This window comes from Sporolactobacillus pectinivorans (genome assembly GCF_002802965.1).
Taxonomy (GTDB): domain Bacteria; phylum Bacillota; class Bacilli; order Bacillales; family Sporolactobacillaceae; genus Sporolactobacillus; species Sporolactobacillus pectinivorans.
Genome location: NZ_NXGA01000001.1, coordinates 1,757,259 through 1,781,809 on the forward strand (window position 1 = coordinate 1,757,259; position 24,551 = coordinate 1,781,809).

Below are 24,551 nucleotides of genomic sequence, written 5' to 3' on the forward strand. Positions count from 1 at the left end.
GTTGGACCTCTATCAAACAGCTTATAAATTAAGAATATCCTCTGACTTTTTTTTCCATTTCAGGCAAATCACTTGTTGTGTGTTTTAATTCTGATAAAATGGAATGTATTGGACTTTTTAAGAAACAAGAGATACATAGGGAGCGAATGAGTGGTTTTGCTCAATGCTCCTGACTGCAGGATGAAGGAGGCTGCTCAATATTCATGGACATTTTCAGAAGACTTAAACAATTTTACTGGCCTGATCGTAAGTATTTGCTGGGATCTGTCTTTTTCCTTATTCTCGCAAGCGGTATTACCGTTGCTTATCCGGTAGTGCTGGCACTGACCATTGATAGAGCCATTATTCATAACCAGCTTCAGCTTATTCCTTACCTTTCAATCGGATTTGTTTTAATTATGATTTTTAAAGGTGTTTCGAGTTATTTTAGCCAGTATTGGGGGGATATGTTTGGCGTTAGCTCAGTCTTCAGACTGCGCCAGGCTCTGTATAAAAAATTACAATATCTGCCTTACCGCTACTATGACAATGCCAAGACGGGGGATCTGATGTCCAGGCTGACAGCAGATGTGGAAGGTTTCCGCTTTTTTCTTTCTGCCGGCATGACGCAGCTGATCAACTTTGCTGTTTTGGTTGGATTCAGCCTGGTACTCATGTTTTATTATTCATGGGAGCTCGCTCTTGTCACCCTGGCGATGACGCCATTTTTGTGTGTGGCCGTTTTCCGTTTCGATAAGCGGGTCCATCCCGCATTCAGAAGAATCAGGCTGTCTCTTGCCGGCATGAATACTCGGGTTCAGGAAAATATCAGCGGGATGAGTACAATCAAGTCTTTGGCACGTGAAAACTTTGAAATCGGCCGATTCGCAGAGACAAATGATACGTATCAGGATCGCAACCTGATTACAGCGGATATCTGGGCTAAATATTTTCCGCTGATGGAACTGGTCGGAGATGTCAGTGTCGTCATTTTGCTTGCTCTTGGCGGTCTTTTTGTAATGAATGGCCGGATTGCCCCCGGTGAACTTGTTGCTTTTTTCAGCCTTGTCTGGTATATCATGGATCCCCTGATGAACCTGGGCTTTATTATCAATACCTTTTCACAATCCAAGGCTTCTGGAGAACGGCTTCTTCAGGTACTGGATGAGAAAGAAGACATTCAGTCGCCGATTCATGCTTTTCAGCCTGAAAGCCTGTTGGGAGATGTCATCTTGGATGATGTATCTCTCGTATATCCGAATGAAAGGAAGCCATCGCTTCAGCACATTTCTTTTGAGGCAAAACCGGGCAGCGTGATCGGTCTGATGGGGGCAACAGGCGCGGGCAAATCCAGCATAACCCAGCTTATCGGACGTTTTTATGATGTCACATCCGGGGAAGTACGTGTAGACGGCCACTCGGTTAAAGAGTATGATCTGCAGACACTGAGAAAAAATATCGGCTTTGTCCTTCAGGAAAATTTTCTTTTTTCATCGACGATCCGCGACAATATTGCGTACGGGCGTCCGGATGCATCAATGGAGGATGTAATTCTTGCCGCTAAAAGGGCTGAGGCCGATGAATTTATCAGCAAGATGCCCAATGGCTATGACACGGTACTTGGAGAGCGCGGAATGGGTCTGTCCGGCGGCCAGAAGCAGCGAATTTCAATCGCGCGGGCGTTGTTGATCAATCCAAGCATCTTGGTTCTTGACGACGCGACCAGTGCGGTTGACATGCGAACGGAAGGGCTGATACAGCGCGCTTTCCGGGAATTGATGAAAGGCAGGACAACATTTATTATCGCTCATCGGATATCATCGCTTCAAATGGCTGATGAAATCCTTGTTCTGGAAAATGGCTCAATTTCAGAGAGAGGCACGCACGAGGAATTGGTTCGATTAGGCGGGATCTATTGCAGAATCTACGATATTCAGTATAAAGACAGGGACATGGTTCAAAAGCAGAGAGCTAAGGAAGGGAAGGACGCGCAATGGCAAAGCCGTCTGTAAAAGAACGCTTTTATTATCCGGATGACCGGGTGATCGAAAAACCATTTAACTGGGTTCAGCTCATCAGGCTGCTGGCCTATTTAAAGCCTTATTTAAAGACGTTGATCCCGAAAGCAGCGGCGGCAATGCTTGTTTCAACGATTATTCGGCTGATTGTCCCGATCATCATTGGCGTGTATGCTTTTGACAGTGCAATCGCCAAGAAAAATTACCATCTGCTTTATTGGCTGGTCGGCATTACAGCATGTCTTTATGCGTTATCTTTTGTCAGCAACTGGTTCAGAATAAAAACAACCAATCAGCTCGGACAGTATGTGATTCATGATCTCCGTGAGAGCCTGTTTAATCATATCCAGTACCTCTCTCACCGTTTTTTTGACTCGCGTTCAGCCGGATCTATTCTGGTCCGCATCATTAATGATGTCAATTCGATGCAGGATTTGTTTACCAACGGAGTTATTAATACCTTGATGGATCTTTTTACACTGTTTGGCATCTTTATTATTCTGTTTGTCCTGAGCCCGCCTTTGGCTGTGGCTGTCCTTCTTGTTATCCCGCTGATGTTCTTCATTTCTACAAGACTGAGGCGAAGCATCCGCAGAGCGTGGCAAAAAGTACGGATGAAAATGTCCAAACTGAATTCCCATCTGAATGAAAGTATTCAGGGCATACGGGTCACTCAGTCATTTACCCAGGAAAAAGGAAACATGGCTTATTTTAGGGGTGTGAACACTGAAAATTTTATGGCATGGAAAGTGGCATCGAGAAAAAATGCGCTGTTCCGGCCGTTTGTTGACATTTCAAATGCCGTGGGTTCCGCCATCCTGATCTGGTTCGGTGCATATCTGATCCACAGCGGTTCAATCGAGATCGGCACATTTGTCTCATTTTCATTTTATTTGGGCATGTTCTGGGGGCCGATCTCCCGGCTCGGTCAGGTTTACAATCAACTGCTCGTCGCGATGGCTTCTTCTGAGCGTATCTTTGAATTTCTTGATGAAAAACCGTCCGTTCCGGATAAGCCGGATGCAGTAAGTATGGAAAAGATCCGCGGCACCATTGATTTTGAGCATGTTACATTCAGTTACGACGACTCGCGCAAGGCTTTGAAGGGCGTCAGCTTTCATGTTCCGGCAGGTGAGACTTTGGCATTGGTCGGGCATACAGGTTCAGGGAAAACAACCATCGCAAACCTTGTGAGCCGTTTCTATGATGTGACATCCGGCAAAGTATCATTTGATGACGTGGATGTGCGTGATATTAATCTGAGAGAACTTCGTTCAAGCGTTGGCACGGTTATTCAGGAAACTTATATTTTCTCGGGAACGATTATGGAAAATATTCGTTTTGGAAAACCTGATGCCACGGATCAGGAAGTGATCCATGCAGCAGAGGCAATCGGTGCCAGCTCATTTATTGAGGCACTGCCTGATGGTTATCAGACAGAGGTCGAAGAACGCGGGAATGTGCTGTCTGTCGGCGAACGACAGCTGCTTTCTTTTGCACGCGCCCTGCTTTCAGACCCGAAGATTCTGATTCTTGATGAAGCTACTGCAAGTATCGACACGGAAACGGAAATGACCATTCAGGCAGCACTGAAAAAGTTGCTTAAAGGAAGGACATCAATTATTATTGCCCACAGACTTTCTACGATCCGTGACGCCGATCATATCATTGTTCTAAACGAAGGGGATATTGTAGAACAGGGAAATCACGATCAGCTCATGAAGCAGCGTGGAAAATACTTTGATCTTGTGCTGAGCCAGTATAATATGCTGGACAGCGCATCCTGAATGGATTGCTGGGTTGAAAAGGTTCAGGGAGGATTGCCGCAATGTCTGAATTATTGATAATGCTATTTTTATGGTTTTTAATGTATTGTTATTTAATATTGTCTTCAGTAGATTTCGGGGCAAGTTTTTATCTTTTTTACGGACAGGCGGTCGGTCATCAGGAATCAGCATTCGCCCCGATACATGACTATTTGTCTCCGGTCTCCGAAATTATTAATATCTGTTTTGTTTTACTGTTTGCCGCTGCGGTAAGCCTTTCACCTGAAATTTTTCTTAACTATCAGACACAGCTTGCATTTTCGGGAATCCTTGCAGTCCTTTTAATTCTTCTGAAGGGGACGTGTTTTACACTTTCAGAATTGCTTCCAAAAAGTTCCCGACTGAATCGGATCTGCATTGCCGGAAACGGAATATCAGGTCTGCTGGTTCCCCCTGTGCTCAGTATTTCCATGGTGGTCAGTGAAGGGGGGTTCGACGGCCCCGGGATGGATAATGTCATCTTTTTTGTCGGAAAACTATTCACGAATATCTATTTCTGGTCGGTTATGATCATTACTGTTGTCAGCATTTTCTATATCAGTTCGATGTTCCTGACTTTTTTTGCGCGTTCCTCACGCAATGAAACATTAAGCGAAAAAATGAGGGGACAGGCTCTCTTCTGGAGTATGCCGACGGTGCTGGCTAGCGGTTTTGTATTCCTCGGTCTTGAAATGCAGAATCCGGATCATTTTATGCGTACATTAAATGATTCGTGGATGTTTCTGATTTCTTTGATTTGTCTTCTTTTTGCAGTGACATTAATCTTTCTTAAACGCTGGTATGGTTTTTCATTTTTATTGGTAATGGCCCAGTATTTTTTTGCACTGTTTGGTTACGGCTTATCGCATTTGCCTTATATCATTTATCCGGATATTCAAATTCCGTCTGCAGTCGCCCAGGAAGCAGGACGTCCCTGGTTCCTCCTTGTAGCGCTGATCTTGTCTTTCGGGACGGTGGCTGCGGTTTTGATGTTCAAAAGTTCCATGGTCAGCCGCAATGCCGATTTCAAACGATCCAACAGTAAATGAGGACAAATAGGGGTATAATTATATCTGGCAGTTGTTTAATATTTTATTACTTCTAGCCATTCTGTTTAGCATCGGTTTTATAATTTATAAACTGTCAAAAAAAGAAAAAAATAAATTTTTATGTTGCTTTTTCTGATTTTAAAATGATAGTGCCACTTTTTGCCTCCAAAGATAATTTGGAGGTTTTTGCTCTGTATTGGTAGGTTGTTTATTGAACAAAGGCATTTAATTGGGTCGAAACAATTTATATTGGCGCTGCTAAGTTTCTTTTTTGCCAACAGTCTCCCACAGCAGCTTACTCTTGAAAATTATAATCATCAAGAATTTTTTGGTCTGTGTCATCTATCGCAAAAAGAAAGCACCGGATGTGTATATGTTATCCGGTGCTTTCTGTGAATCGATCTGAGTTGTCCAGATATGATGCTTCTTCAGAAACCCATTCGATATGACATGGTCAGTTGCTGCTTCCAACCCGTTTATTTGATTTTTCGTCAACTTGCATAATGATCGGAAGGATCATCGGCTTGCGCCGCGTTTTCTCATATAGAAATGGCGAAAGCACCTCATTGATTTCGTTTTTCATCTCCGACCATTGCAGTGCATCGCGCTGCACAACTTCCTGAAGATGCTTGTTTAGCAACTCCTGGGCCTCACTGATTAGATCCCCTGACTCGCGCATGTAAACAAAACCGCGTGAAATAAGATCTGGACCCGCCATTATTTTGTGGGCTTCCATATCGACACTGACAACGACAATGACGAGTCCCTCTTCGGAAAGAATCCGCCGGTCCCGCAAAACGATATTTCCAATGTCTCCGACCCCGCTTCCGTCAATGTAAACGGATCCGGATGAAACCTTACCGGTGACGCTTGCATGATTCTGGTCGAGGGCAAGCACATCGCCAATGCTCATGATGAAGGAATGATCGTAAGGTATTCCGCAGGCGTGTGCGGTTTCAACGTGTTTTTTCAACATCCGGTATTCTCCGTGGATCGGCATGAAAAACTTTGGCTTTAGAAGCCGGAGCATCAGTTTCTCTTCTTCCTGACCGCCATGGCCGGATGTATGAATATTGCTCAATTTCCCATGGATGACTTCTGCACCGGCGCGGGTCAGCTGGTTGATGGTGCGGTTAATGCTGACTTTATTGCCCGGGATCGGAGACGAAGAAAAAATGACTGTGTCTCCGGGCTGTACCTGAATCTGACGATGTGTCCCGTTGGCAATGCGTGATAAAGCGGCCATCGGTTCACCCTGACTGCCGGTGCACAGGATGACGACCTGATTATCCGGAAGATGATTGATCACCTGGTGATCGACAAATGTATCTTCAGGAGCGTTAACGTATCCTAAATCTCCACCGATTGTGATCGAGGCCTCCATACTTCGGCCAAAAACAGCAATTTTCCTGCCTGTATCAATTGCAGCGTCAACAACCTGCTGCAGTCTGTGAATATTTGATGCGAATGTTGCGAAAATGATCCGGGCATTTACCTTGCGGAAAATATCCTTTATATTTTCGCCGACCTCCCGTTCAGTCATTGTAAACCCGGGAATTTCAGCATTCGTACTGTCAGACATCAGGCAAAGCACGCCTTCTTTGCCGATATCCGCCATTTTTGTCAAATTGGCAATTTGACCGCCAACAGGAGTGAAATCAAATTTATAATCACCTGTTTCAACGATGTTGCCTTGTGGCGTTTTTACAACAATCCCATAAGAATCCGGGATGCTGTGTGTTGTTCTGAAGAAGCTGACTGAAGTTTTTTGAAACTTAATCACATCGTCCTCAGTGATTTCATGGATAACGGTCTGGCGAAGAAGGTTATGTTCCTCCAGTTTATTTCGAATTAGCGCGGCTGCAAGTTTGCCGGCATAGATCGGAACGTTCAGTGCCCGAAGCAGATAGGGAACCCCGCCTATATGATCCTCGTGACCATGCGTGATAAATAGTCCCTTTACCTTGTCGGCATTTTTGACAAGATAGCTGTAATCCGGGATGACGTAATCAATGCCGAGTAAATCGTCTTCCGGGAATTTAATGCCGGCATCGATGACAATGATTTCATCCTGAAACTGAACGGCATAAGTATTCTTGCCGATTTCACCCAGACCGCCGAGAGAGAACACAGCAGTTTGATGGTTTTTAACAAATTTCATATGATTATATCTTCTCCAATTTAAATTCGGCAGATTTCTTTTCGTACTCAAGAAATTTCCCGGTCAGCGGCTGGATAAACTCTACATTATAAGGTCTATCCCCCAGTTTTTTACGAACATCGCGTATATCCGTTGCTTCAAGATACAGAGTTTCCGTATTTTCCCGTACCGGAACCTCGTCCCTTGATTTTTGAAACAATACTTTGAATACCATGTCGTTTGCTCCCCTCAAAAAAGATTCTAAATACCATTATATATGAAATGGAAAGGTTTTTCATTGTTTAGCCCATTTGCCGCTGTAAAAAGAACTTAATTCATACCGGGGTCAGCTTTATTTTTCACAGGAGCGCTCAAAAAATACAGGATGCAACCTTCACCCTTTTAGTTGCCCGGGCTGTTATAATGAAGTAGTATGCAAAAAAAAGCGATGGTTACAATGGGTGAGGAGGGTCACTGTGTCTGATATTAAAATTGTTTTTTTTGATATTGACAGTACATTGTATGATCAAAATAAATCTGTCCCGGAATCGACAACTGAAGCGGTCAGGGCGTTGCAGAAAAAAGGTGTCATTACAGCGATTGCAACAGGACGCGCACCGTTTATGTTTAAAGATCTGAGAACAAATCTTGATATTCACACGTTTGCCAGCTTCAATGGTTCTTATGTTGTTGATCAGGATGAACCGATCTATAAAAAACCGATACCCGAGGTGCTGCTGGAAGAACTGGAACATCAGTCATCGGAAGCGGGGAATCGTCTTATTTTTCTTAATGAAGAAACCATGAAAATTGACGGGGAAATGGCTCCTGACATTCTGGAAGGTATGGACAGTCTGAAACTTAATCTGCCTCTTCCGGATGAAGATCCCAATTTTTTCAGAAATCATGATATTTACCAGGCACTTCTTTTTTATTCTGCTGCGGACGACTCCGGTTATTTGGATAGCGAGCCTCTTAACAAACTGCGCTATGTCCGCTGGCATAAAAATGCGGTTGACGTGATACCCCAATCGGGATCGAAGGCTCAGGGAATAAAAAAAATACTCGAAAAACTAAATATGTCAGCTGGCGAGGCCTGCGCTTTCGGGGATGGAAACAATGACGTGGAAATGCTGTCTTATGTCGGGACAGGTGTGGCTATGGGAAATGCGGTGGAACGTGCCAAGCAGGCAGCGGACAGGGTCACGCTTCCGGTTGACAGGGATGGCATTTATTATGGGCTAAAGGAACTTGGGCTGATCTGAAATCAAAAGATCGGCTTTACTTTTATTATTGCGTTTGAAGAGCGACAGAAGATGATCCGAAACCATTTTCCTGCTGCGCAGGCTGATGATAAATAAATGGAAACGTTTACAACGCTGAAAGCCTTACGTTTGACTTCGCTGAACAGGGTATTATAAACTGAACTTGGGTTCTAATCATAGTCCCGCTAATACCCGAGCGAGGATCGGGGTGTCTCAACCGGACTCCTGTGCCTTGAAGCAGACAGAAGAGCGGGCGCTTGTTCCTGAATGGCAGGGGTGCCGTAAAAGTTGCTTTTACGGTTTCTTTTCAGGATATGAAAGCGTTTTTGTGATGTTTAATACACGATCAGAGATGAGAAACATATTTCTGAAGGAGAGGTGAAAAAAATGCCTGCAAAAAACATGGAACAGATGGAAGATCATTTTGAAACTTTCCGAATTCTTGACGAGCAGGGAAATGTGGTTAATGAACAGGCGATGCCGAATATTTCGGCTAATGAGATGCGCGAATTGATGCGGCGCATGGTTTATACGAGAATCTGGGATCAGCGGGCACTTTCGCTTAACAGACAGGGCCGGCTGGGATTCTATGCCCCGGTTGCCGGACAGGAAGCATCCATGCTGGCAAGTGAATTTGCGATGGAAAAAGAGGACTGGCTGCTGCCATCCTATCGGGATATTCCCCAGCTGGTCTGGCATGGTTTACCGCTTTATCAGGCTTTTCTTTACTCAAGGGGTCATTTTGGAGGGGGCAGGATTCCCGAAGACGTGCGCGCAGTGATGCCTCAGATCATCATTGGCGCACAGTGTACCCAGGCTACAGGTATTGCGCTCGGCCTAAAAAAAAGAGGAAAGAAGAATGTGGCTTTTACTTATTTTGGCGATGGTGCTACATCCCAGGGTGATTTTTATGAAGCGATGAATTTTGCGGGTGTATTTAAAGCGCCGGCAGTTTTTATAAACCAAAACAACCGTTTTGCTATTTCTGTGCCTGTCGAAAAACAGACCGCTGCGAAAACGCTGGCACAAAAAGCTGCCGCTGCCGGAATCAAAGGCGTTCAGGTTGATGGCATGGATCCCCTGGCCGTTTATTCCGTTGCCAGGGAAGCGCGTAACCGCGCGGTGTCCGGTGAGGGACCTACCTTGATTGAAACGCTGACATACAGGTATGGACCGCATACCATGGCAGGAGACGACCCGACAAGATATCGCACAAAGGAATTGACCGACGAATGGGAGAAGAAAGATCCACTCGTCCGGTTTAGAAATTTTCTGGAAAATCTCTCTCTCTGGTCACCCGGAGATGAAGAGAAAACAGTTGAGGAAGCGAAGCAGGATGTGGCTTCTGCTTTGAAAAAGGCAGATCAGGTGCCGAAGCAGAAGGTAACGGATCTCCTTAAAAATATGTATGAGCACCCGACTCCGAATATAGAAGAGCAACTGGCGGAATACAGCGAGAAGGAGGAGAGAAAGTAATGGTGCAGATGACGATGATTCAGGCAATTACAGATGCCATGCGTACAGAGCTGAAAAATGATGAGAATGTGCTTGTTTTTGGCGAGGACGTAGCCAAAAACGGCGGCGTTTTTCGGGCGACAGAAGGCTTGTACGATGAATTTGGTGAAGATCGCGTTTTTGATACACCCCTTGCTGAATCCGGCATCGGAGGGTTGGCGTTAGGTCTGGCTCTTCAAAAATTCAGGCCGGTTATGGAAATCCAGTTTTTCGGCTTTGTTTTTGAAGCAATGGACAGCATTGTGTCTCAGATGGCGAGGCTCCGTTATCGCTCGGGTGGTGTTTATCAGGCTCCGGTAACCATCCGTTCTCCATTTGGGGGCGGAGTCAAAACACCGGAACTCCATTCTGACAATCTGGAAGGACTATTTTATGAATGCCCTGGTTTGAAGGTGGTCATCCCTTCCAATCCATATGATGCAAAAGGGCTGCTCATTTCTGCAATCCGAGATAATGATCCCGTTCTTTTCCTGGAACATATGAAACTTTACCGTTCATTCAGGGATGAGGTACCTGAAGGAGAGTATACAGTGGAAATCGGCAAGGCCAAGGTCGTTCGGGAAGGAAGCTCTATTACACTGATTACTTACGGGGCGATGGTCAGGGCGGCACTCAAAGCGGCCGAACAGTTGAAAGACGAAGGAATTGATGCGGAAGTCATTGACCTCAGAACGATCAGTCCGCTTGACACTGAAACAATCACTCAATCTATAAAGAAAACGGGACGCGCGGTAGTTATTCAGGAAGCACAGAAACAGGCGGGGATCGCTGCTCATGTCATAGCGGAAATTAATGACCGTGCATTGCTTTATCTTGATGCGCCGGTTGGCAGGGTCACTGCCCCGGATACCGTTTTTCCATTTGCAGCAGCAGAAGATGTCTGGCTTCCAAATGAAAAAGATATTATTGAAAAAGTCGAGGAAGTAACAGCATTTTAATTATGAAAGAGAGAAAAGTTTTAAACTGAAGGAGGTAAGCGCCATGGCCTATTTATTTAAATTGCCGGATATCGGCGAAGGAATCCATGAAGGCGAAATTTTGAAGTGGTTTGTCAAGCCGGGAGATGAGGTGAAGGAAGACGATGCGCTTGCTGAGGTTCAGAATGATAAGGCGGTAGTTGAAATTCCGTCACCGGTTAACGGAAAAGTTCTGGAGCTGAATGCGGAGGAAGGTCAGACAGTAGAAGTCGGAACCGTTGTTGTGACACTCGAATCGGATGAAGGCGACGAAGCTCCGGATCTGCCGGAAGAGGGGCCTGCGGTTGAAGCAAAGACCGAAAAATATCAGGATAGTCCGGAGACGGGCCAGACGGCTGCAGAGAAAAAGGTCACCTCTGAAAGGGCAGTCATTGCCATGCCTTCTGTTCGTAAATATGCCCGGAATAAGGGTATTGACATAAATTCCATACATGGATCAGGTAAAAACGGGCGTGTCCTCAGAGAAGACATCGACCTTGGTTTGAAAAGCCCCTCCGAGCAAGAAAATGAAACCCGTCCATCTGTCGAAGAACAATCAACTGTGGCCCGGGTTGCGGTTCCGGCTGAATTCCCTGAAACGCGTGAGAAGTTCATTGGCATTCGCCGGGCGATTGCCAAAGCTACGACCCACTCAGTACAAACCGCTCCGCATGTTACTTTGATGGACGATGTCGATGTGGATAAACTCGTGGCCCACAGAAAACTGTTTAAGCAGGAAGCGTCTGAACGGGGCATTAAGCTGACTTATCTGCCCTATATTATTAAGGCTTTGGTCGCTGCATTAAAGGCGTTCCCGGCCATTAACGCATCACTGGATGAAGAACACGGTGAAATTGTATATAAACATTATTACAATATCGGGATTGCTACAGATACGGACACGGGTCTGGTTGTTCCAGTATTGAAACACGCCGAGGCCAAATCGATGTATGAGCTGGCCGGAGAAATCACTGGACTGGCGGAAAAAGCCCGGCTCGGCAAACTGGCACCGGAAGATATGAAGGGCGGGACCTGCACGATTTCAAATATTGGTTCTGAGGGCGGCCAGTGGTTTACCCCTGTCATTAATCAGCCGGAATCAGCAATATTGGGAGTCGGCAGAATCGCGGAGAAAGCCATCATCCGCAATGGCGAAATCGTTGCTGCACCGATGCTTGCTCTGTCTATGAGCTTTGATCACCGGCTGATTGACGGTGCAACGGCTCAGAGGGCAATGAACAAAATAAAAGGGTTGTTAAACGATCCACAACGCCTTATTTTGGAGGGGTAAAGATGGTTGTCGGGGAATTCACTACGGAAGTTGACACAATTGTATTAGGAGCAGGACCGGGGGGCTACGTGGCGGCCATCCGTGCTGCACAACTTGGCCAGAAGGTGACAGTCATTGAGCGTGAGTATGTTGGCGGTGTCTGCCTGAACGTTGGCTGTATCCCGTCTAAAGCGCTTATTTCTGCGAGTCATCGCTATGAACAGGTCAAACACTCAGATGCATACGGCATCAAGGCTGAAAATGTATCTCTTGATTTTTTGAAAGTGCAGGAATGGAAGGGACAAGTGGTCGGCCGCCTGACCAGTGGCGTGAAAGGGCTTTTTAAAGCGCATGGTATTGAACTTGTGGAAGGCGAGGCATTGTTTGTCGAACCGGATGTCGTCCGGGTCAATCATGGGTATGAATCATCACGCTTTAAATTTAATCATTGCATCATTGCTACAGGATCAACTCCGATTGAAATTCCCGGATTTAAATGGAGCGATCGGGTGATTTCTTCCACCGGTGCTCTGGCATTGAAAGAAGTACCGAAAAAACTGGTTGTCATCGGCGGTGGATATATCGGCATTGAACTCAGTTCCGCTTTTGCCGGATTTGGCACAGAAGTGGTTATTTTGGAAGGAACACCTTCAATCCTGCCGGCATTTGAAAAGCGGCTGATTGCCCCTGTCAAGAAGAAGCTGAAGGCAAAAGGTGTGACTGTCTACACTGAGGCGCTGGCAAAAAGTGTGGAGGAATCGTCAACCGGTGTAAAAGTAACAGCCGAAGTTAAAGGTGTTCTCCAAATATTTGATGCGGACTATGTCATGGTTACCGTTGGAAGACGGCCGAATACAAAAGAAATCGGTCTTGACCTTGCGGAAGTTGAAACAACAGATCGAGGTCTGATCAAAGTAGACAAACAAGGAAAAACCAGCAATGATAAAATATATGCCATTGGCGACATTGTACCCGGCCTTGCTCTTGCACACAAAGCCTCTTACGAAGGGAAAGTGGTCGCTGAGGCAATCAGCGGAGAACCTTCTGAAGTTGATTACCGGGCAATGCCGGCGGTCGTTTTCTCAGATCCGGAAATTGCTTCAGTCGGCTTATCTGAGGAAGAAGCAGTGAAAAAAGGGTACGAAATAAAAACTGGCCAGTTTCCGTTTGCGGCAAACGGGCGCGCGCTATCGCTTGGTGACCCTGACGGCTTTCTGAAGCTTGTCACCCGTGCGTCAGACGGACTGATCCTTGGCGCCCAGATTGTCGGTACTAATGCAAGCGACATAATTGCGGAATTCGGGCTTGCCATTGAGTCCGGAATGACTGCTGAAGATATCGCTTTGACGATCCATGCCCACCCAACATTGGGCGAAATGGCTATGGAAGCGGCCGAAGTGGCTCTGGGAAAACCCATTCATATTGCTAAGTGAATCATTTGAAATTAAACGTGATCAGACGGTTAAGAAGTTACTTATCCGTCTGGTTTTTTATACTATAGGCTATGTTTAAATTCAATGTTGTTTTTGTCCTCCGTTGATTGGAGCGGAAAACAACAGACATGTTTAACAAAGCCATACTATAAAAAAAAGCAAAAAGCAAAAAGCAAAAAGCAAAAAGCAAAAAGCAAAAAGCAAAAAGCAAAAAGCAAAAAGCAAAAAACCACAAAAATTTAAATGATTTATAGTGTAAGCGCAGTTAATATTCATTCTTCGTCAGTTTTTTTTCACTTACCGCCATGGATTTATGATGGCTTTTCTTTGATAATCTCTGAAAAAATGGGTTCAGGCGTTTTAAAAAACAGGGATTTAATAAGCAATAAGGAAGCCCGGTCCGCATAAAATGAATAAACAATAAAATTAAGCGAAGCGGCCTTTTGAAAAGTCAGGTCCATTGAGCGCCCTTTAAATGAAAACTTAGAAGGGATGTGGCGGCAACGATGAATCAAATCAATCAAACACTTAGCAGAAGAGACGCAGAAAAAAGAATTCCGATTGTGAGAAAGGAAATTGATACCCAACTGGCGACCTTGCATGACGCACTGCTTCAAAAGGATATGAAAACTATAGAGTTATGCAAACAAAAGCTGGAGGAACTAAGACGGGAAATGCTCCTGCTTGAGATCTGAAGGCATCCATATTTGCATTGGCTGCTGATAGCCGTTAAATAAATCATCGCTGACAGGCGGTGATTTTTTCTTTTTTAGCAGAAATGCGTTACTATCTATTTGTGAGCGTTGTAGCGAATAAAGCGAAGCATCGGGGGAGTTTTGTGCCATTCGATACAGCGACCAGTCCAGTCAGGAGAGTGGAATGAATATGGATCATAAAGATTGGCGTGAACTTCACGATAGCGTAGTTGAGTGGATTCTGCAGGCAGGGAATAAACTGAGGTCTTCCCTTTCATCACCGCTTGAAGTGAGTGTCAAAACAGCCTATAACGATTTAGTGACTAATATGGATAAAACCATAGAGCAGTTTTTGATCGGAAAAATCAGGGAAAGCTACCCTGATAGCAAAGTGATTTCAGAAGAGGGGTTTGGCGATGCCCCTGAGAATCTTGATGGAATGCTCTGGTTTGTTGACCCGATCGACGGCACATTGAACTATGTTATGCAAAAACGCTTCTTTGCCATTTCGATCGGTGTTTATGAAAACGGAAAAGGGAAAGCCGCCTTTGTTTATGATGTTATGGCTAATGAGCTGTTTCATTGCATCAGTGGTTTTGGTGCCTATCGTAATCAGCAAAGGTTATTGAATTTGCAGCCGATAAAAGTTGAAGATTCGCTGATCGATCTCAGCATGTCATGGATCAAACCGAACAGGCGGATTGATCCGGATATTTTAACTGATATTATACGCAGAAGCAGCGGAACAAGAGCTTACGGAGCGGCATCCATCGAACTTGCCTATGTTGCTGCCGGAATCATTGACGCTTATTTTACAATGCGTCTGTCTCCATGGGACTACGCTGCAGGCCTGATCCTGATTCGTGAAGTCGGAGGCATTGCAACAAGGGCTGACGGAAGCCCGATTAATCTGCTATCCCGGACGTCCGTTCTTACGTCAGGCCGTTTTCTGCATCATGAGATTGAAAATCATATCCAGGCGCAGGTGGCCGCGGGAAAATTTCTGAAAGAGCCGCCACAATTCTAAAGAAACGATACCTGATTATTTATTCTTCTGGGATTTCTGCAGGCGGCTTTTTACGAAGAAACCCAGCCACATGAACAAAATTACGGCAAAAACGCTGGATAACGTAACGAGCGGATTGCCGTAAGCGATGCCGCCGCCAACGCCAATTAAGCTAACAACGACGAGTAAGGCGAGAAAGAAAAACAGACTGCGCATGATGGTTAACACCTCCTGCATTTATCATAAATTGAACAGACAAAATGTACAACATTTGATTACCGAAATGGGACATGAAAAAAGTTTTCAAGTGCTATACAGGAATTGACAAAGTGGGTTTCATTGTGAGAGAATAATTTGCATGTGTACGTTTCGGATATGGAAAGTTATTGGAAATGAGGAGAGTAAGAAGAAATGACAAAACGCAGGGAAGAATTAAGAAATATTGCTATTATTGCACATGTCGACCACGGCAAAACGACGCTGGTAGACAAGCTATTGATGCAATCAGGAACATTTCGCGCGAATCAGCACATCCAGACTCGTGCGATGGATTCAAATGCAATTGAACGGGAACGCGGCATTACCATATTAGCCAAAAACACGAGCATCACGTACAAGGATCATACAATAAATATTGTGGACACCCCAGGGCATGCTGATTTTGGCGGCGAAGTTGAGCGCATCATGAAAATGGTTGACGGTGTGCTGCTGCTCGTAGACGCTTATGAAGGCTGCATGCCACAGACACGGTTTGTTTTGAAAAAGGCGCTGGAGGAGCATCTGAAACCAATCGTCGTCGTAAACAAGATTGATAAGCCGATGGCCAGGCCAAAGGAAGTTGTGGATGAAGTCATAGACTTGTTTATTGATCTTGGTGCCGACGAAAGCCAGCTTGAATTCCCGGTTGTCTACACCTCTGCGGTTAACGGTGTAGCAGGAACTGATCCGGAACACGTCGATCAGGATATGAGTGTTGTTCTGGACATGATTCTGAAAGAAGTGCCGGCTCCGGTTGACAATCGCGATGAAGGCCTTCAGTTCCAGGTGACGATGCTCGACTACAATGACTATGTAGGACGTATTGGAATCGGACGTATTTATCGCGGCCAGATTAAGGTCGGCGAAGAAGCCGCTCTTGTAAAAAATGGTGGCAAGAGTGTGGAGAATTTCAGAATTACAAAATTGTTTGGCTATCATGCTTTGAAGAGATATGAAATCCAGGAGGCGTCTTCTGGAGATATTATCGCGATCACCGGTATTTCTGACATTGATATTGGCGATACGATTAATGACGTGAATAAAATCGACCCTCTTGCGCCGCTCCGGATTGATGAACCAACAATGAAAATGACTTTTCTGCCGAATACAAGCCCATTTGCGGGACAGGAAGGGGATTATGTCACTAGCCGGAAGATTGAAGACCGGCTGATGGCTGAAATGGAGCGCGATGTCAGCCTGAAAGTTGAGTCTGCATCAGATTCTCATGATTCCTGGATCGTTTCCGGGCGAGGCGAACTGCATCTTTCAATTTTAATTGAAACTTTGCGTCGTGAAGGATATGAATTATCGGTTTCCAAACCGACAGTCATTACAAAAGAGATTGACGGGAAGCTTTGCGAGCCTTATGAATCAGTACAAATTGACGTTCCGGAAGAGTATGTTGGGGCGGTTATTGAATCGTTTGGCCAGCGCAAAGCTGAACTGAAGGATATGAGGCAGGAGCAGCCGGGGCAGACGCGGCTGGTGTTCATGATCCCTTCGCGCGGCCTGATTGGCTACAATCGCCAGTTCATGGCGGATACTCGCGGATATGGTATTATGAACCATACGTTTGATCACTTTGCCCCATTTATCAGGGAAGAGATCGGCGGGCGCAGGTCCGGTGTGCTTATTTCTATGGATCAGGGCCAGACGACAGCCTATTCACTTGCAGCACTTGAAGAACGCGGCGAAATGTTTGTCGCTCCGGGTGTCAATGTCTACGAAGGAATGATTGTTGGTGAACACAATCGTGAAAATGACCTGACCGTTAACGTAACACGTGCTAAACATGCAACCAACGTTCGTTCGTCAAATAAGGATTTCACAGTTACACTGAAAGAACCAAGAAAAATGTCACTTGAAGACTCGTTATCCTATCTGAACGACGACGAGTATTGTGAAATCACACCTCAAAGTGTCAGAATGCGCAAGAAAATCCTAAATAAGGGTGAACGTGAGCGTTACGAAAGACGGGGAAGCAAAATCCCGAAATTCAACGGTTGATTTTTACTGAGATTCAGTCGGAAGATAATAGAAAGAAGCGTCTGCAGTTTCCCGCAGACGCTTCTTTCTATTAGTAAACTATAAAAATCAAGGTGAGCTGCATCATTTTATCGGCAGAGTCCGATCAAAGAGGTGACGAAGCGATTCGCCGATGATCATTCTGTGATTTTTCGAATGCCCTCTATCAGCGGCTTAATTTTTTTTTATCATCAGCTGGGAGATGGAGTGTGAATTTGCCCGTCGCCCAACGAGCCCGTGTCCGTTCACTTATTCTGCTGTAACAGTCATTGCACATGAATGTATGAATCGGACGGTTTCTCAGACGCTTGGCAAGCGGAGACTGATCATCAAGATGGCAGACTTTTTCACATAACACGCATTTAACTTTCATGGGATAACCCCCTTCAACGAATCTTAGTATAACAGTTTTCAGAAGTTTAGGCGAAATTTATCCATAAATAAATGAATGCTCGCCCTTCTTAATTCTGTGGGAGGCCAGGCAAAGTACAACCCGGGGTTCATTTGCTGTCCATGATTATTCTTGCTTTTTAAGAGTGTAGAAGGTAAGATTAAAAATAGGAAAAATTAAGGTAACAGGGGGGGATCAAATTGTCCGTTGAAATAATGGTAGGCCGACGTGAAAAAGCCTACGAATTGCTGCAGGCCGATGCGCAGAAAATTCTGAAGCTGATAGGGGTGCAGATGGAGAATTTGACACTGCCCCAGTGTCCTCTATACGAAGAAGTGCTGGACACGCAAATGTTCGGCCTTTCACGTGAGATTGATTTTGCAGTTCGTTTAGGCCTTGTGCGTGCCGATGAGGGTAAAGAATTATTGAGTTCTTTAGAGAGGCAAGTCTCTGCTCTTCATGAGGCATCAACGCGGAAATAAATGATTGCCCAAACTCCATCCCTCTTTCAAGGGGGCAGTTTGGGCTTTTTTTCAGCAATTATTTTGCTGAGAATGGGTTTTTTTTCTGTATGTTTTGCAACTTTTTCTCTTGGAAATGATTGAACTGGGTGAGCCGTATGATTAAAAAGCTTTTTCTGCATTACGATTATTCTTTTCTTGTAGTGATGATGCTCCTGATCAGTTTTGGCATGATCATGATTTACAGTGCCGGTTCAGTATGGGCCACCTTGATTTATAAAAATGCATCGCCGGATTATTTTTTTGTCCGCCAGATGATCTGGTTTGTCGGTGCCGCTTTTTTTGGCTTGATCGGCCTTCTGGTTCCCTACCAGGCTTATCGGTCCGCTGTAAAACCGCTGCTTATTTGTTCGCTGGGCTTGCTCATCCTGCTTTATTTCGCAGGCAGTACGTCAAACAACGCGCAGTCCTGGTTAAATATCGGCTTTTTTAATCTTCAACCGTCGGAATTTGTCAAAATTACGATCATTTTCTATTTGGCATCAGTTTTTTCGAATAAACAAAAGACAATTTCAAAATTTTCGACATCCGTCGCCCCTCCTCTGATTGTTGTGTCTGTTTTTTTTGTTATCATTGCTAAAGAACCGGATTTGGGGACCGCTATGATTATCATTGCCATTTCCTTTGCGATGATTCTTTGCGCCGGGTTAAAAATGAAACATCTTATATGGCTTATGGGCGGAAGCGGTATACTTGTTTATCTTTATTTTACGAAGTTGTTATCAGCCAATGAGGCTGGAAGGTTTACAGCGGCCTATGATCCCTTTGCCGTTGCAAATTCGACAGGACGGCAGCTGATTAATTCTTATATTGCTATTGCATCCGGAGGTCTGCTTGGAAAGGGACTAGGTAGAAGTATTGAAAAAACAGGATTTCTGCCCGAGCCGCAGACAGATTTTATCATCGCGATTATTGGAGAAGAACTGGGCCTGATCGGCGTTCTTTTTGTGGTGCTTTGTATCGCTTATCTGGTTTTTCGTGGATTTGTGACGGCAATCCGCTGTAAAGATGTCTTTGGCAGCCTGCTTGCAATAGGTATTTCCAGCATGGTGGCGGTGCAGACTCTTGTCAATCTGGGCGTTGCGACTGGCTTGCTGCCGCTTACCGGAGTACCTCTGCCGTTCATCAGCTACGGCGGCTCGTCATTGGTTGTTATGGTTTTTTCAATCTGTGTTCTGATGAATATTTCTGCGTTTGTCAATATGAAGAGGACGTCCAGTACAACAGAAGGGAAGAGAGAGAATGTTGAAGCGTACGATTAAAAAACTGCTTGTTGCCAATCGCGGTGAGATAGCGATTCGTATCTGCCGTGCGTGCAATGAACTGGGTATCCGGACAGTTGCCATATATTCCAAGGAAGATATTGGTTCCTATCACCGCTATAAAGCGGATGAGTCTTACCTTGTCGGTAAAGATAAAAAACCGATCGAAGCCTATCTGGATATTGAAGGCATCATCGAGATCGCCAAAGCGCACCAAGTAGATGCCATTCATCCCGGGTACGGTTTTCTTTCTGAAAACGCAGAATTTGCCGGACGCTGCAAGGAGGAGGGCATTATCTTTGTCGGGCCGAAATCTGAACATCTGGTAACCTTTGGTGATAAGTCTGCAGCCAGAGAAGCAGCTGTCAGTGCAGGGATACCGGTTATTCCCGGTTCGGGCGGGCCGGTTAAGTCTGTGGATGAGGTAAAGGCTTTTGGCGCGGAACATGGCTACCCGATCATTATAAAAGCCGTTCTTGGCGGCGGTGGACGCGGCATGCGTATTGTCCGCAGTGAAAATAGTGTGGATGAAGCTTATGCCCGTGCTTCTTCTGAAGCGAAACAGACTTTTGGTAAAGAAGACGTCTACGTTGAAAAGTATTTGGATAATCCCCGCCATATAGAAGTTCAGGTCATTGCCGATGATTCCGGAGAAACAGTGCATCTTTACGAGAGGGACTGCTCGGTGCAGCGCCGCCATCAGAAAGTTGTCGAAGTTGCTCCGAGCCGTGGGCTTGGAGAAAAACTGCGCCTCGAAATATGTGAAGCTGCCGTAAACCTGATGAAAAGCGTTCATTATCTCAATGCCGGGACCGTCGAATTTCTAGTTGTTCCGACGGGAAGCTTTTACTTTATCGAAGTAAACCCGCGCGTTCAAGTTGAACACACGATCACTGAATTGATCACAGGCATTGATATCGTTCAATCTCAAATATTTATTGCTGAAGGGTACGGCCTTCATGAAGATCCGGTTCTCATTCCGGAGCAGAAAGAAATCCACACATACGGCTATGCCATCCAGTGCCGGGTAACGACAGAAGACCCTGCCAATAACTTCATGCCGGATACCGGTAAGATTGTTGCTTACCGAAGCGGTGGCGGTTTCGGAGTCCGGCTTGATGCCGGCAACGCTTTTACGGGATCGGTGATCACGCCCTACTATGATTCCTTACTTGTGAAGCTTTCTACTCTGGCGATGACTTTCAAAGGTGCTGCGGCAAAAATGCTTCGCAATCTTAAAGAGTTCCGGATTAGAGGAATAAAAACCAATATTCCCTTTTTGATCAATGTGGTCCAGCATCCCGCTTTTCTTTCAGGAAACGTATCGACAACGTTTATTGATGAGACTCCTGAGCTTTTCTCATTTGAAAAGAGCCTCGACCGCGGGACTAAAATGCTGACTTATATTGGCAATATTACAATCAACGGTTATCCTGGTATACAAAAAAATAAGAAACCGGTGTTTGATGCGCCGCCGATTCCCGAGATCAAGCTGTCTGATCGCTTTCCATCCGGTACAAAACAAATTTTGGAACAGCTGGGTGCTGAGGGTATATCAAAGTGGATTCTGGAGCAACCGCATGTCCTGTTGACAGATACAACCTTCAGGGACGCGCATCAGAGTCTTCTTGCAACAAGAATGCGCAGTAAGGACATTGTCCGTGTAGCGGCGCAGACCGCCCATTTGCTGCCTAACCTGTTTTCTGAAGAAGCATGGGGCGGGGCGACTTTTGATACGGCTTATCGTTTCCTGCGTGAAGATCCTTGGGCCAGACTTCGGGCAATACGCCAAAAAATGCCGAATATCCTTCTGCAGATGCTGCTTCGCGGGTCGAATGCCGTCGGTTATAAAAACTATCCCGATAACCTGATTAAAGCTTTTGTCAGTGAAGCTGCCAAAGAAGGCGTAGATGTTTTTCGCGTGTTTGACAGCCTGAACTGGCTGGAGGGCATGCGCGTCTCAATGGAGGCAGTCATTGAAAGCGGAAAGATCGCCGAAGGGACGATGTGCTATACAGGCGATATACTCGATGGGGCACGGACAAAATATAATCTTGAATATTATAAAAAACTGGCTAAAGACATGGAGTCAGCCGGTGCCCACATTCTGGGCATCAAGGATATGGCCGGGCTGCTGAAACCGGAAGCTGCCTACCGCCTCATTTCTGAACTGAAAGATACTGTTTCGATACCGATTCACCTCCATACACATGACACAAGCGGAAACGGGGTCTACACTTATGTCCGCGCCATTGATGCGGGCGTAGATATTGTCGATGTCGCAGTCGAAGCTCTTGCCGGCATGACTTCCCAGCCGAGTGCAAACTCGGTTTACTATGCACTTGGCAGTCATGAACGGAAACCGGATATAGCTATTTCCGCCCTTGAATCACTCAGCCACTACTGGGAAAAGGTTCGCCAATATTATTTTCCTTTTGAGAGCGGCATGAAGACATCGAATGCTGAAATTTATAAATTGGAAATGCCCGGCGGCCAATACAGCAACCTTCGTCAGCAGGCCATTGCTGTCGGACTGGGGGAGAGGTTTGAAGAAGTCAAGGACATGTACCGACGCGTCAATCTTCTTTTCGGCGATATTGTCAAAGTCACCCCGTCATCGAAGGTCGTCGGTGATATGACGCTTTATATGGTCCAGAATAACCTAAGCGAAGATGATGTTTTTGAACGGGGAGAAAAGCTGGACTTTCCAGATTCTGTCGTCAACTTTTTCATGGGAGAGCTTGGACAGCCTTATCGGGGCTTCCCAAGAGAATTGCAAAGTATTATTCTGAAGGGCAAAAAGCCACTGACCGACCGTCCGGGAAAATTTTTGGATCCTGTTGATTTCAACGAAATCAAGGGAACACTGGAGGAAAAATTCGATCGGAAATTTGCTGCGTGTGAAGTGCTTTCCGAAGCACTTTATCCAAAGGTTTATACGGATTATCTCCACTTCTGCGAGACTTACGGGAGAATCGGTGTGCTTGGGACACCCACTTTTTTTTACGGTTTGCGGTTGGGTGAGGAAGTTGCCGTAAATATTGAAGAAGGAAAAACGCTGATTGTCAAACTGATTTCGATCGGCCATCCGCAGAAAGACGGCATGCGTACATGTTATTTTGAACTTAATGGCCAGCCGCGTGAAGTGTCGATCAAAGATATGAATGTGCAGTCGACCGACGTGGCGCATGCTAAAGCTGATAAAAATAATCCGGATCAGATCGGGGCTTCCATGCCGGGAACAGTCGTGAAGGTTCTTGTTTCTTCCGGTGAACGTGTGAAAAAGGGCGATCACTTGCTTGTTACTGAAGCGATGAAAATGGAAACAACTGTTCAGGCGCCCAATGACGGCACAATTAAGAAGGTTTACGTTGGAGAGAATGACGTGATTGAGACTGGGGATCTGATGATTGAACTGAAATGACAGATAAGCCTGATCATGGCCAATGAAGTGATAAAAATAGCAGACAAAGGAGGAGCGATCAGCCCCTCCTTTTCTAATAAGCTTATAAGCTTATTAGAAAAAGACTGAAAACAGAAATTATCAACAAAAATAATGAAGCAATTTTTTAATGGCGCTCGCTTAAGAACGGAAGAGCTGCATCATTAAACAAGCTGAAAGGTGTTTTGTAATAGCGTAAGCATTGGCATTCCGGGCATTATAATCCTCGTTCTCGGGATCATTGTGATCTACTTTGCAATGAGAATAATTCGAAATAAATGATTCCTTAAAACTAAAAAAGATTGACTGTTTTTTTAGGCTGTTCCTGTTTCTTCCATCAGAACAAAGAACCGGAGAGAAAAATTCGCTCATTTTTCTCTCCGGTTCATCATTTTTATGAAATTTTAGGGCAACATTCTGCTTACACGGTCATTCACCGTTTATAATGCCTCAGGCCCAGCATGACAAGAATCGTCAGCAGACCAAAAAATCCGGTGACAAACAGGGCATGAAGCAGCAGAAAAATCAGCGCCATTTTAGTTTCAATAATAAAGATACCTGAAACCGCCTGAAGTAAAACTAGGATCAGCGATACAAATAGAATAGTCGAAAGGCTCGGCGCGTTCTGATAGTTTCTCAGACAGCGAACCAGCGTCAGGATCACCCAGACGAGAAGGATCAATGCCAGCAGACGATGAAGATATTGGACACCCGCTTTGCTGATCAGCGGTTCTGGGAAAACATGCCCGTTGCAGAGTGGAAAATCAGTACAGCCTAAGCTTGATTCTGTATGACGGACGAATGCACCGGAATAGATCACAATATAAGTATAGATGCCGAGCAAAATAAAATTCCATGTCATGCCATTGTGCAGCGGCGGGATAATTCGCCGGGCTCGGGGCAAAGTTTCCTCGCAGACAATAAAAGCAATCAACAAATTGCTTGAAAAGGAAAGCAATGAAATGCCGAAATGAAGCGCCAGCACGACAGACGACTGACCCCAGACAACGGCACCCATGCCGAGAAACGCCTGGAGAAAAATAAAAAATACGGACGAAATGGCGAGAAAACGCGCTTCCCAGACATTTTTTAAACGAATCCATACCCAAATGGCCAGGATAACGACAAGAATAGACGCGATTCCTGAGACAGCCCGGTGGCTGAACTCAATCCATGTCTGGTGTACCTGCGCCGTTGGGATGACCTGCCCGTTGCAAAGCGGCCAGTTATGACCGCAACCATAAGCTGAACCGGTATTCGTTACCAGAGTGCCCATTAGGACAACAATCAGGACAGCTGCCGCAGCGGCAAGACTTAATAGTCTAAAATAACGGTCTTTCTTCAATATGCATCACCGTCCTTAGTCCAATTTCATGTTTGCTGCTTTCAAAATCTGATCATAACCAAGTACATCGTTTCTGAAACAAACCCACCTTTCATTTTAACAGATTAGCTTGAATTTAGAGAGTTATCAAGTTCCATTTATCTTAAATATTATTATTGTCGAAATTTAGTCCATGA

General features: G+C 45.3%; 19 protein-coding genes. 14 read left to right on the plus strand and 5 right to left on the minus strand.

Translation table 11 applies throughout. The annotated features are described in order from the left end of the window. The first annotated feature begins 203 nt into the window (after positions 1-203). Genes COP04_RS08390 through COP04_RS08400 form a run of 3 tightly spaced genes read left to right on the plus strand, consistent with a single transcriptional unit; the run spans position 204 to position 4,851 of the window. Complete coding sequence (locus COP04_RS08390) at positions 204-1,991, plus strand: ABC transporter ATP-binding protein (protein WP_100487556.1); 1,788 nt, start codon at positions 204-206, stop codon at positions 1,989-1,991. After that, positions 1,973-3,784 carry an ABC transporter ATP-binding protein gene (locus COP04_RS08395; protein ID WP_100487557.1) on the plus strand — a complete coding sequence of 604 codons (1,812 nt, stop codon included), beginning with the start codon at positions 1,973-1,975 and terminating at the stop codon, positions 3,782-3,784. The genes COP04_RS08390 and COP04_RS08395 overlap by 19 nt, the downstream gene beginning before the upstream one ends. A 41-nt stretch (positions 3,785-3,825) precedes the next feature. Continuing rightward, entirely contained in the window at positions 3,826-4,851 is a 1,026-nt protein-coding gene (locus tag COP04_RS08400) for a cytochrome d ubiquinol oxidase subunit II (protein WP_100487558.1), read from the plus strand. A gap of 454 nt (positions 4,852-5,305) precedes the next feature. On the opposite strand, the gene rnjA is transcribed toward COP04_RS08400, so the two are convergent. Together rnjA and COP04_RS08410 are read right to left on the minus strand one after the other, a co-directional pair. Continuing rightward, positions 5,306-7,012: a ribonuclease J1 gene (rnjA, locus tag COP04_RS08405; RefSeq protein ID WP_100487559.1), complete on the minus strand. Its 1,707-nt coding sequence runs from the start codon at positions 7,010-7,012 to the stop codon at positions 5,306-5,308. 4 nt (positions 7,013-7,016) lie between these two features. Next, positions 7,017-7,226, minus strand: coding sequence for a DNA-dependent RNA polymerase subunit epsilon (locus COP04_RS08410; protein ID WP_100487560.1), 210 nt, complete (start codon positions 7,224-7,226; stop codon positions 7,017-7,019). Between the two features lie 241 nt (positions 7,227-7,467). On the opposite strand from COP04_RS08410, the gene COP04_RS08415 reads away from it, so the two are divergent. The 7 genes from COP04_RS08415 (at position 7,468) to COP04_RS08445 (ending at position 15,152) form a co-directional block, all read left to right on the plus strand. Beyond that, entirely contained in the window at positions 7,468-8,256 is a 789-nt protein-coding gene (locus COP04_RS08415) for a Cof-type HAD-IIB family hydrolase (RefSeq protein WP_100487561.1), read from the plus strand. A gap of 387 nt (positions 8,257-8,643) precedes the next feature. Continuing rightward, the gene (gene pdhA / locus COP04_RS08420) at positions 8,644-9,732 is read left to right on the plus strand and encodes a pyruvate dehydrogenase (acetyl-transferring) E1 component subunit alpha (protein ID WP_100487562.1); all 1,089 of its coding nucleotides are present in this window, start codon (positions 8,644-8,646) and stop codon (positions 9,730-9,732) included. Next, the gene (locus COP04_RS08425; RefSeq protein WP_100487563.1) at positions 9,732-10,709 is read left to right on the plus strand and encodes an alpha-ketoacid dehydrogenase subunit beta; all 978 of its coding nucleotides are present in this window, start codon (positions 9,732-9,734) and stop codon (positions 10,707-10,709) included. The genes pdhA and COP04_RS08425 overlap by 1 nt, the downstream gene beginning before the upstream one ends. Positions 10,710-10,752: 43 nt before the next feature. Then, a complete protein-coding gene (locus tag COP04_RS08430) occupies positions 10,753-12,018 on the plus strand; it encodes a dihydrolipoamide acetyltransferase family protein (protein WP_100487564.1) in 1,266 nt (421 codons plus the stop codon). A 2-nt stretch (positions 12,019-12,020) separates the two neighbouring features. Further along, entirely contained in the window at positions 12,021-13,430 is a 1,410-nt protein-coding gene (gene lpdA / locus COP04_RS08435; RefSeq protein WP_100487565.1) for a dihydrolipoyl dehydrogenase, read from the plus strand. Between the two features lie 506 nt (positions 13,431-13,936). Then, positions 13,937-14,125, plus strand: a complete 189-nt coding sequence (locus tag COP04_RS08440) for a hypothetical protein (protein ID WP_100487566.1) — start codon at positions 13,937-13,939, stop codon at positions 14,123-14,125. Between the two features lie 190 nt (positions 14,126-14,315). After that, positions 14,316-15,152 carry an inositol monophosphatase family protein gene (locus COP04_RS08445; RefSeq protein WP_100487567.1) on the plus strand — a complete coding sequence of 279 codons (837 nt, stop codon included), beginning with the start codon at positions 14,316-14,318 and terminating at the stop codon, positions 15,150-15,152. A gap of 15 nt (positions 15,153-15,167) precedes the next feature. Here the strand turns inward: COP04_RS08445 and COP04_RS08450 are convergent, their stop codons facing one another. Beyond that, complete coding sequence (locus tag COP04_RS08450) at positions 15,168-15,347, minus strand: DUF5325 family protein (RefSeq protein ID WP_100487568.1); 180 nt, start codon at positions 15,345-15,347, stop codon at positions 15,168-15,170. A 195-nt stretch (positions 15,348-15,542) separates the two neighbouring features. On the opposite strand from COP04_RS08450, the gene typA reads away from it, so the two are divergent. After that, positions 15,543-17,396 carry a translational GTPase TypA gene (typA, locus tag COP04_RS08455; RefSeq protein WP_100487569.1) on the plus strand — a complete coding sequence of 618 codons (1,854 nt, stop codon included), beginning with the start codon at positions 15,543-15,545 and terminating at the stop codon, positions 17,394-17,396. 184 nt (positions 17,397-17,580) lie between these two features. Here the strand turns inward: typA and COP04_RS08460 are convergent, their stop codons facing one another. Further along, complete coding sequence (locus COP04_RS08460; protein WP_100487570.1) at positions 17,581-17,787, minus strand: YlaI family protein; 207 nt, start codon at positions 17,785-17,787, stop codon at positions 17,581-17,583. Positions 17,788-18,020: 233 nt separating this feature from the next. On the opposite strand from COP04_RS08460, the gene COP04_RS08465 reads away from it, so the two are divergent. From COP04_RS08465 to pyc, 3 genes are all read left to right on the plus strand, one after another. After that, on the plus strand, positions 18,021-18,287 hold the full coding sequence (locus COP04_RS08465) for an Fpa/YlaN family protein (RefSeq protein ID WP_420852785.1): 267 nt from the start codon (positions 18,021-18,023) through the stop codon (positions 18,285-18,287). A gap of 137 nt (positions 18,288-18,424) precedes the next feature. Continuing rightward, positions 18,425-19,588 carry an FtsW/RodA/SpoVE family cell cycle protein gene (locus COP04_RS08470; RefSeq protein ID WP_100487572.1) on the plus strand — a complete coding sequence of 388 codons (1,164 nt, stop codon included), beginning with the start codon at positions 18,425-18,427 and terminating at the stop codon, positions 19,586-19,588. Then, on the plus strand, positions 19,569-23,012 hold the full coding sequence (gene pyc, locus COP04_RS08475; RefSeq protein ID WP_100487573.1) for a pyruvate carboxylase: 3,444 nt from the start codon (positions 19,569-19,571) through the stop codon (positions 23,010-23,012). Before COP04_RS08470 ends, pyc begins: the two co-directional genes overlap by 20 nt. Before the next feature lie 451 nt (positions 23,013-23,463). Here pyc and COP04_RS08480 read toward each other — a convergent pair whose 3' ends face one another. After that, positions 23,464-24,375 carry a COX15/CtaA family protein gene (locus COP04_RS08480; RefSeq protein WP_239984808.1) on the minus strand — a complete coding sequence of 304 codons (912 nt, stop codon included), beginning with the start codon at positions 24,373-24,375 and terminating at the stop codon, positions 23,464-23,466. Positions 24,376-24,551: the final 176 nt, after the last annotated feature.

Excerpts from the sequence above, each read along its gene's own strand:
- COP04_RS08425 (WP_100487563.1), top strand. The coding sequence starts at position 9,732 with ATGGTGCAGATGACGATGATTCAGGCAATTACAGATGCCATGCGTACA.
- COP04_RS08445 (WP_100487567.1), top strand. The coding sequence starts at position 14,316 with ATGGATCATAAAGATTGGCGTGAACTTCACGATAGCGTAGTTGAGTGG.
- COP04_RS08460 (WP_100487570.1), bottom strand. The coding sequence starts at position 17,787 with ATGAAAGTTAAATGCGTGTTATGTGAAAAAGTCTGCCATCTTGATGAT.
- COP04_RS08410 (WP_100487560.1), bottom strand. The coding sequence starts at position 7,226 with ATGGTATTCAAAGTATTGTTTCAAAAATCAAGGGACGAGGTTCCGGTA.
- COP04_RS08440 (WP_100487566.1), top strand. The coding sequence starts at position 13,937 with ATGAATCAAATCAATCAAACACTTAGCAGAAGAGACGCAGAAAAAAGA.
- COP04_RS08390 (WP_100487556.1), top strand. The coding sequence starts at position 204 with ATGGACATTTTCAGAAGACTTAAACAATTTTACTGGCCTGATCGTAAG.
- lpdA (WP_100487565.1), top strand. The coding sequence starts at position 12,021 with ATGGTTGTCGGGGAATTCACTACGGAAGTTGACACAATTGTATTAGGA.
- COP04_RS08470 (WP_100487572.1), top strand. The coding sequence starts at position 18,425 with ATGATTAAAAAGCTTTTTCTGCATTACGATTATTCTTTTCTTGTAGTG.
- pdhA (WP_100487562.1), top strand. The coding sequence starts at position 8,644 with ATGCCTGCAAAAAACATGGAACAGATGGAAGATCATTTTGAAACTTTC.
- rnjA (WP_100487559.1), bottom strand. The coding sequence starts at position 7,012 with ATGAAATTTGTTAAAAACCATCAAACTGCTGTGTTCTCTCTCGGCGGT.
- COP04_RS08395 (WP_100487557.1), top strand. The coding sequence starts at position 1,973 with ATGGCAAAGCCGTCTGTAAAAGAACGCTTTTATTATCCGGATGACCGG.
- COP04_RS08430 (WP_100487564.1), top strand. The coding sequence starts at position 10,753 with ATGGCCTATTTATTTAAATTGCCGGATATCGGCGAAGGAATCCATGAA.
- typA (WP_100487569.1), top strand. The coding sequence starts at position 15,543 with ATGACAAAACGCAGGGAAGAATTAAGAAATATTGCTATTATTGCACAT.
- COP04_RS08400 (WP_100487558.1), top strand. The coding sequence starts at position 3,826 with ATGTCTGAATTATTGATAATGCTATTTTTATGGTTTTTAATGTATTGT.
- COP04_RS08465 (WP_420852785.1), top strand. The coding sequence starts at position 18,021 with ATGGTAGGCCGACGTGAAAAAGCCTACGAATTGCTGCAGGCCGATGCG.
- COP04_RS08450 (WP_100487568.1), bottom strand. The coding sequence starts at position 15,347 with ATGCGCAGTCTGTTTTTCTTTCTCGCCTTACTCGTCGTTGTTAGCTTA.
- pyc (WP_100487573.1), top strand. The coding sequence starts at position 19,569 with ATGTTGAAGCGTACGATTAAAAAACTGCTTGTTGCCAATCGCGGTGAG.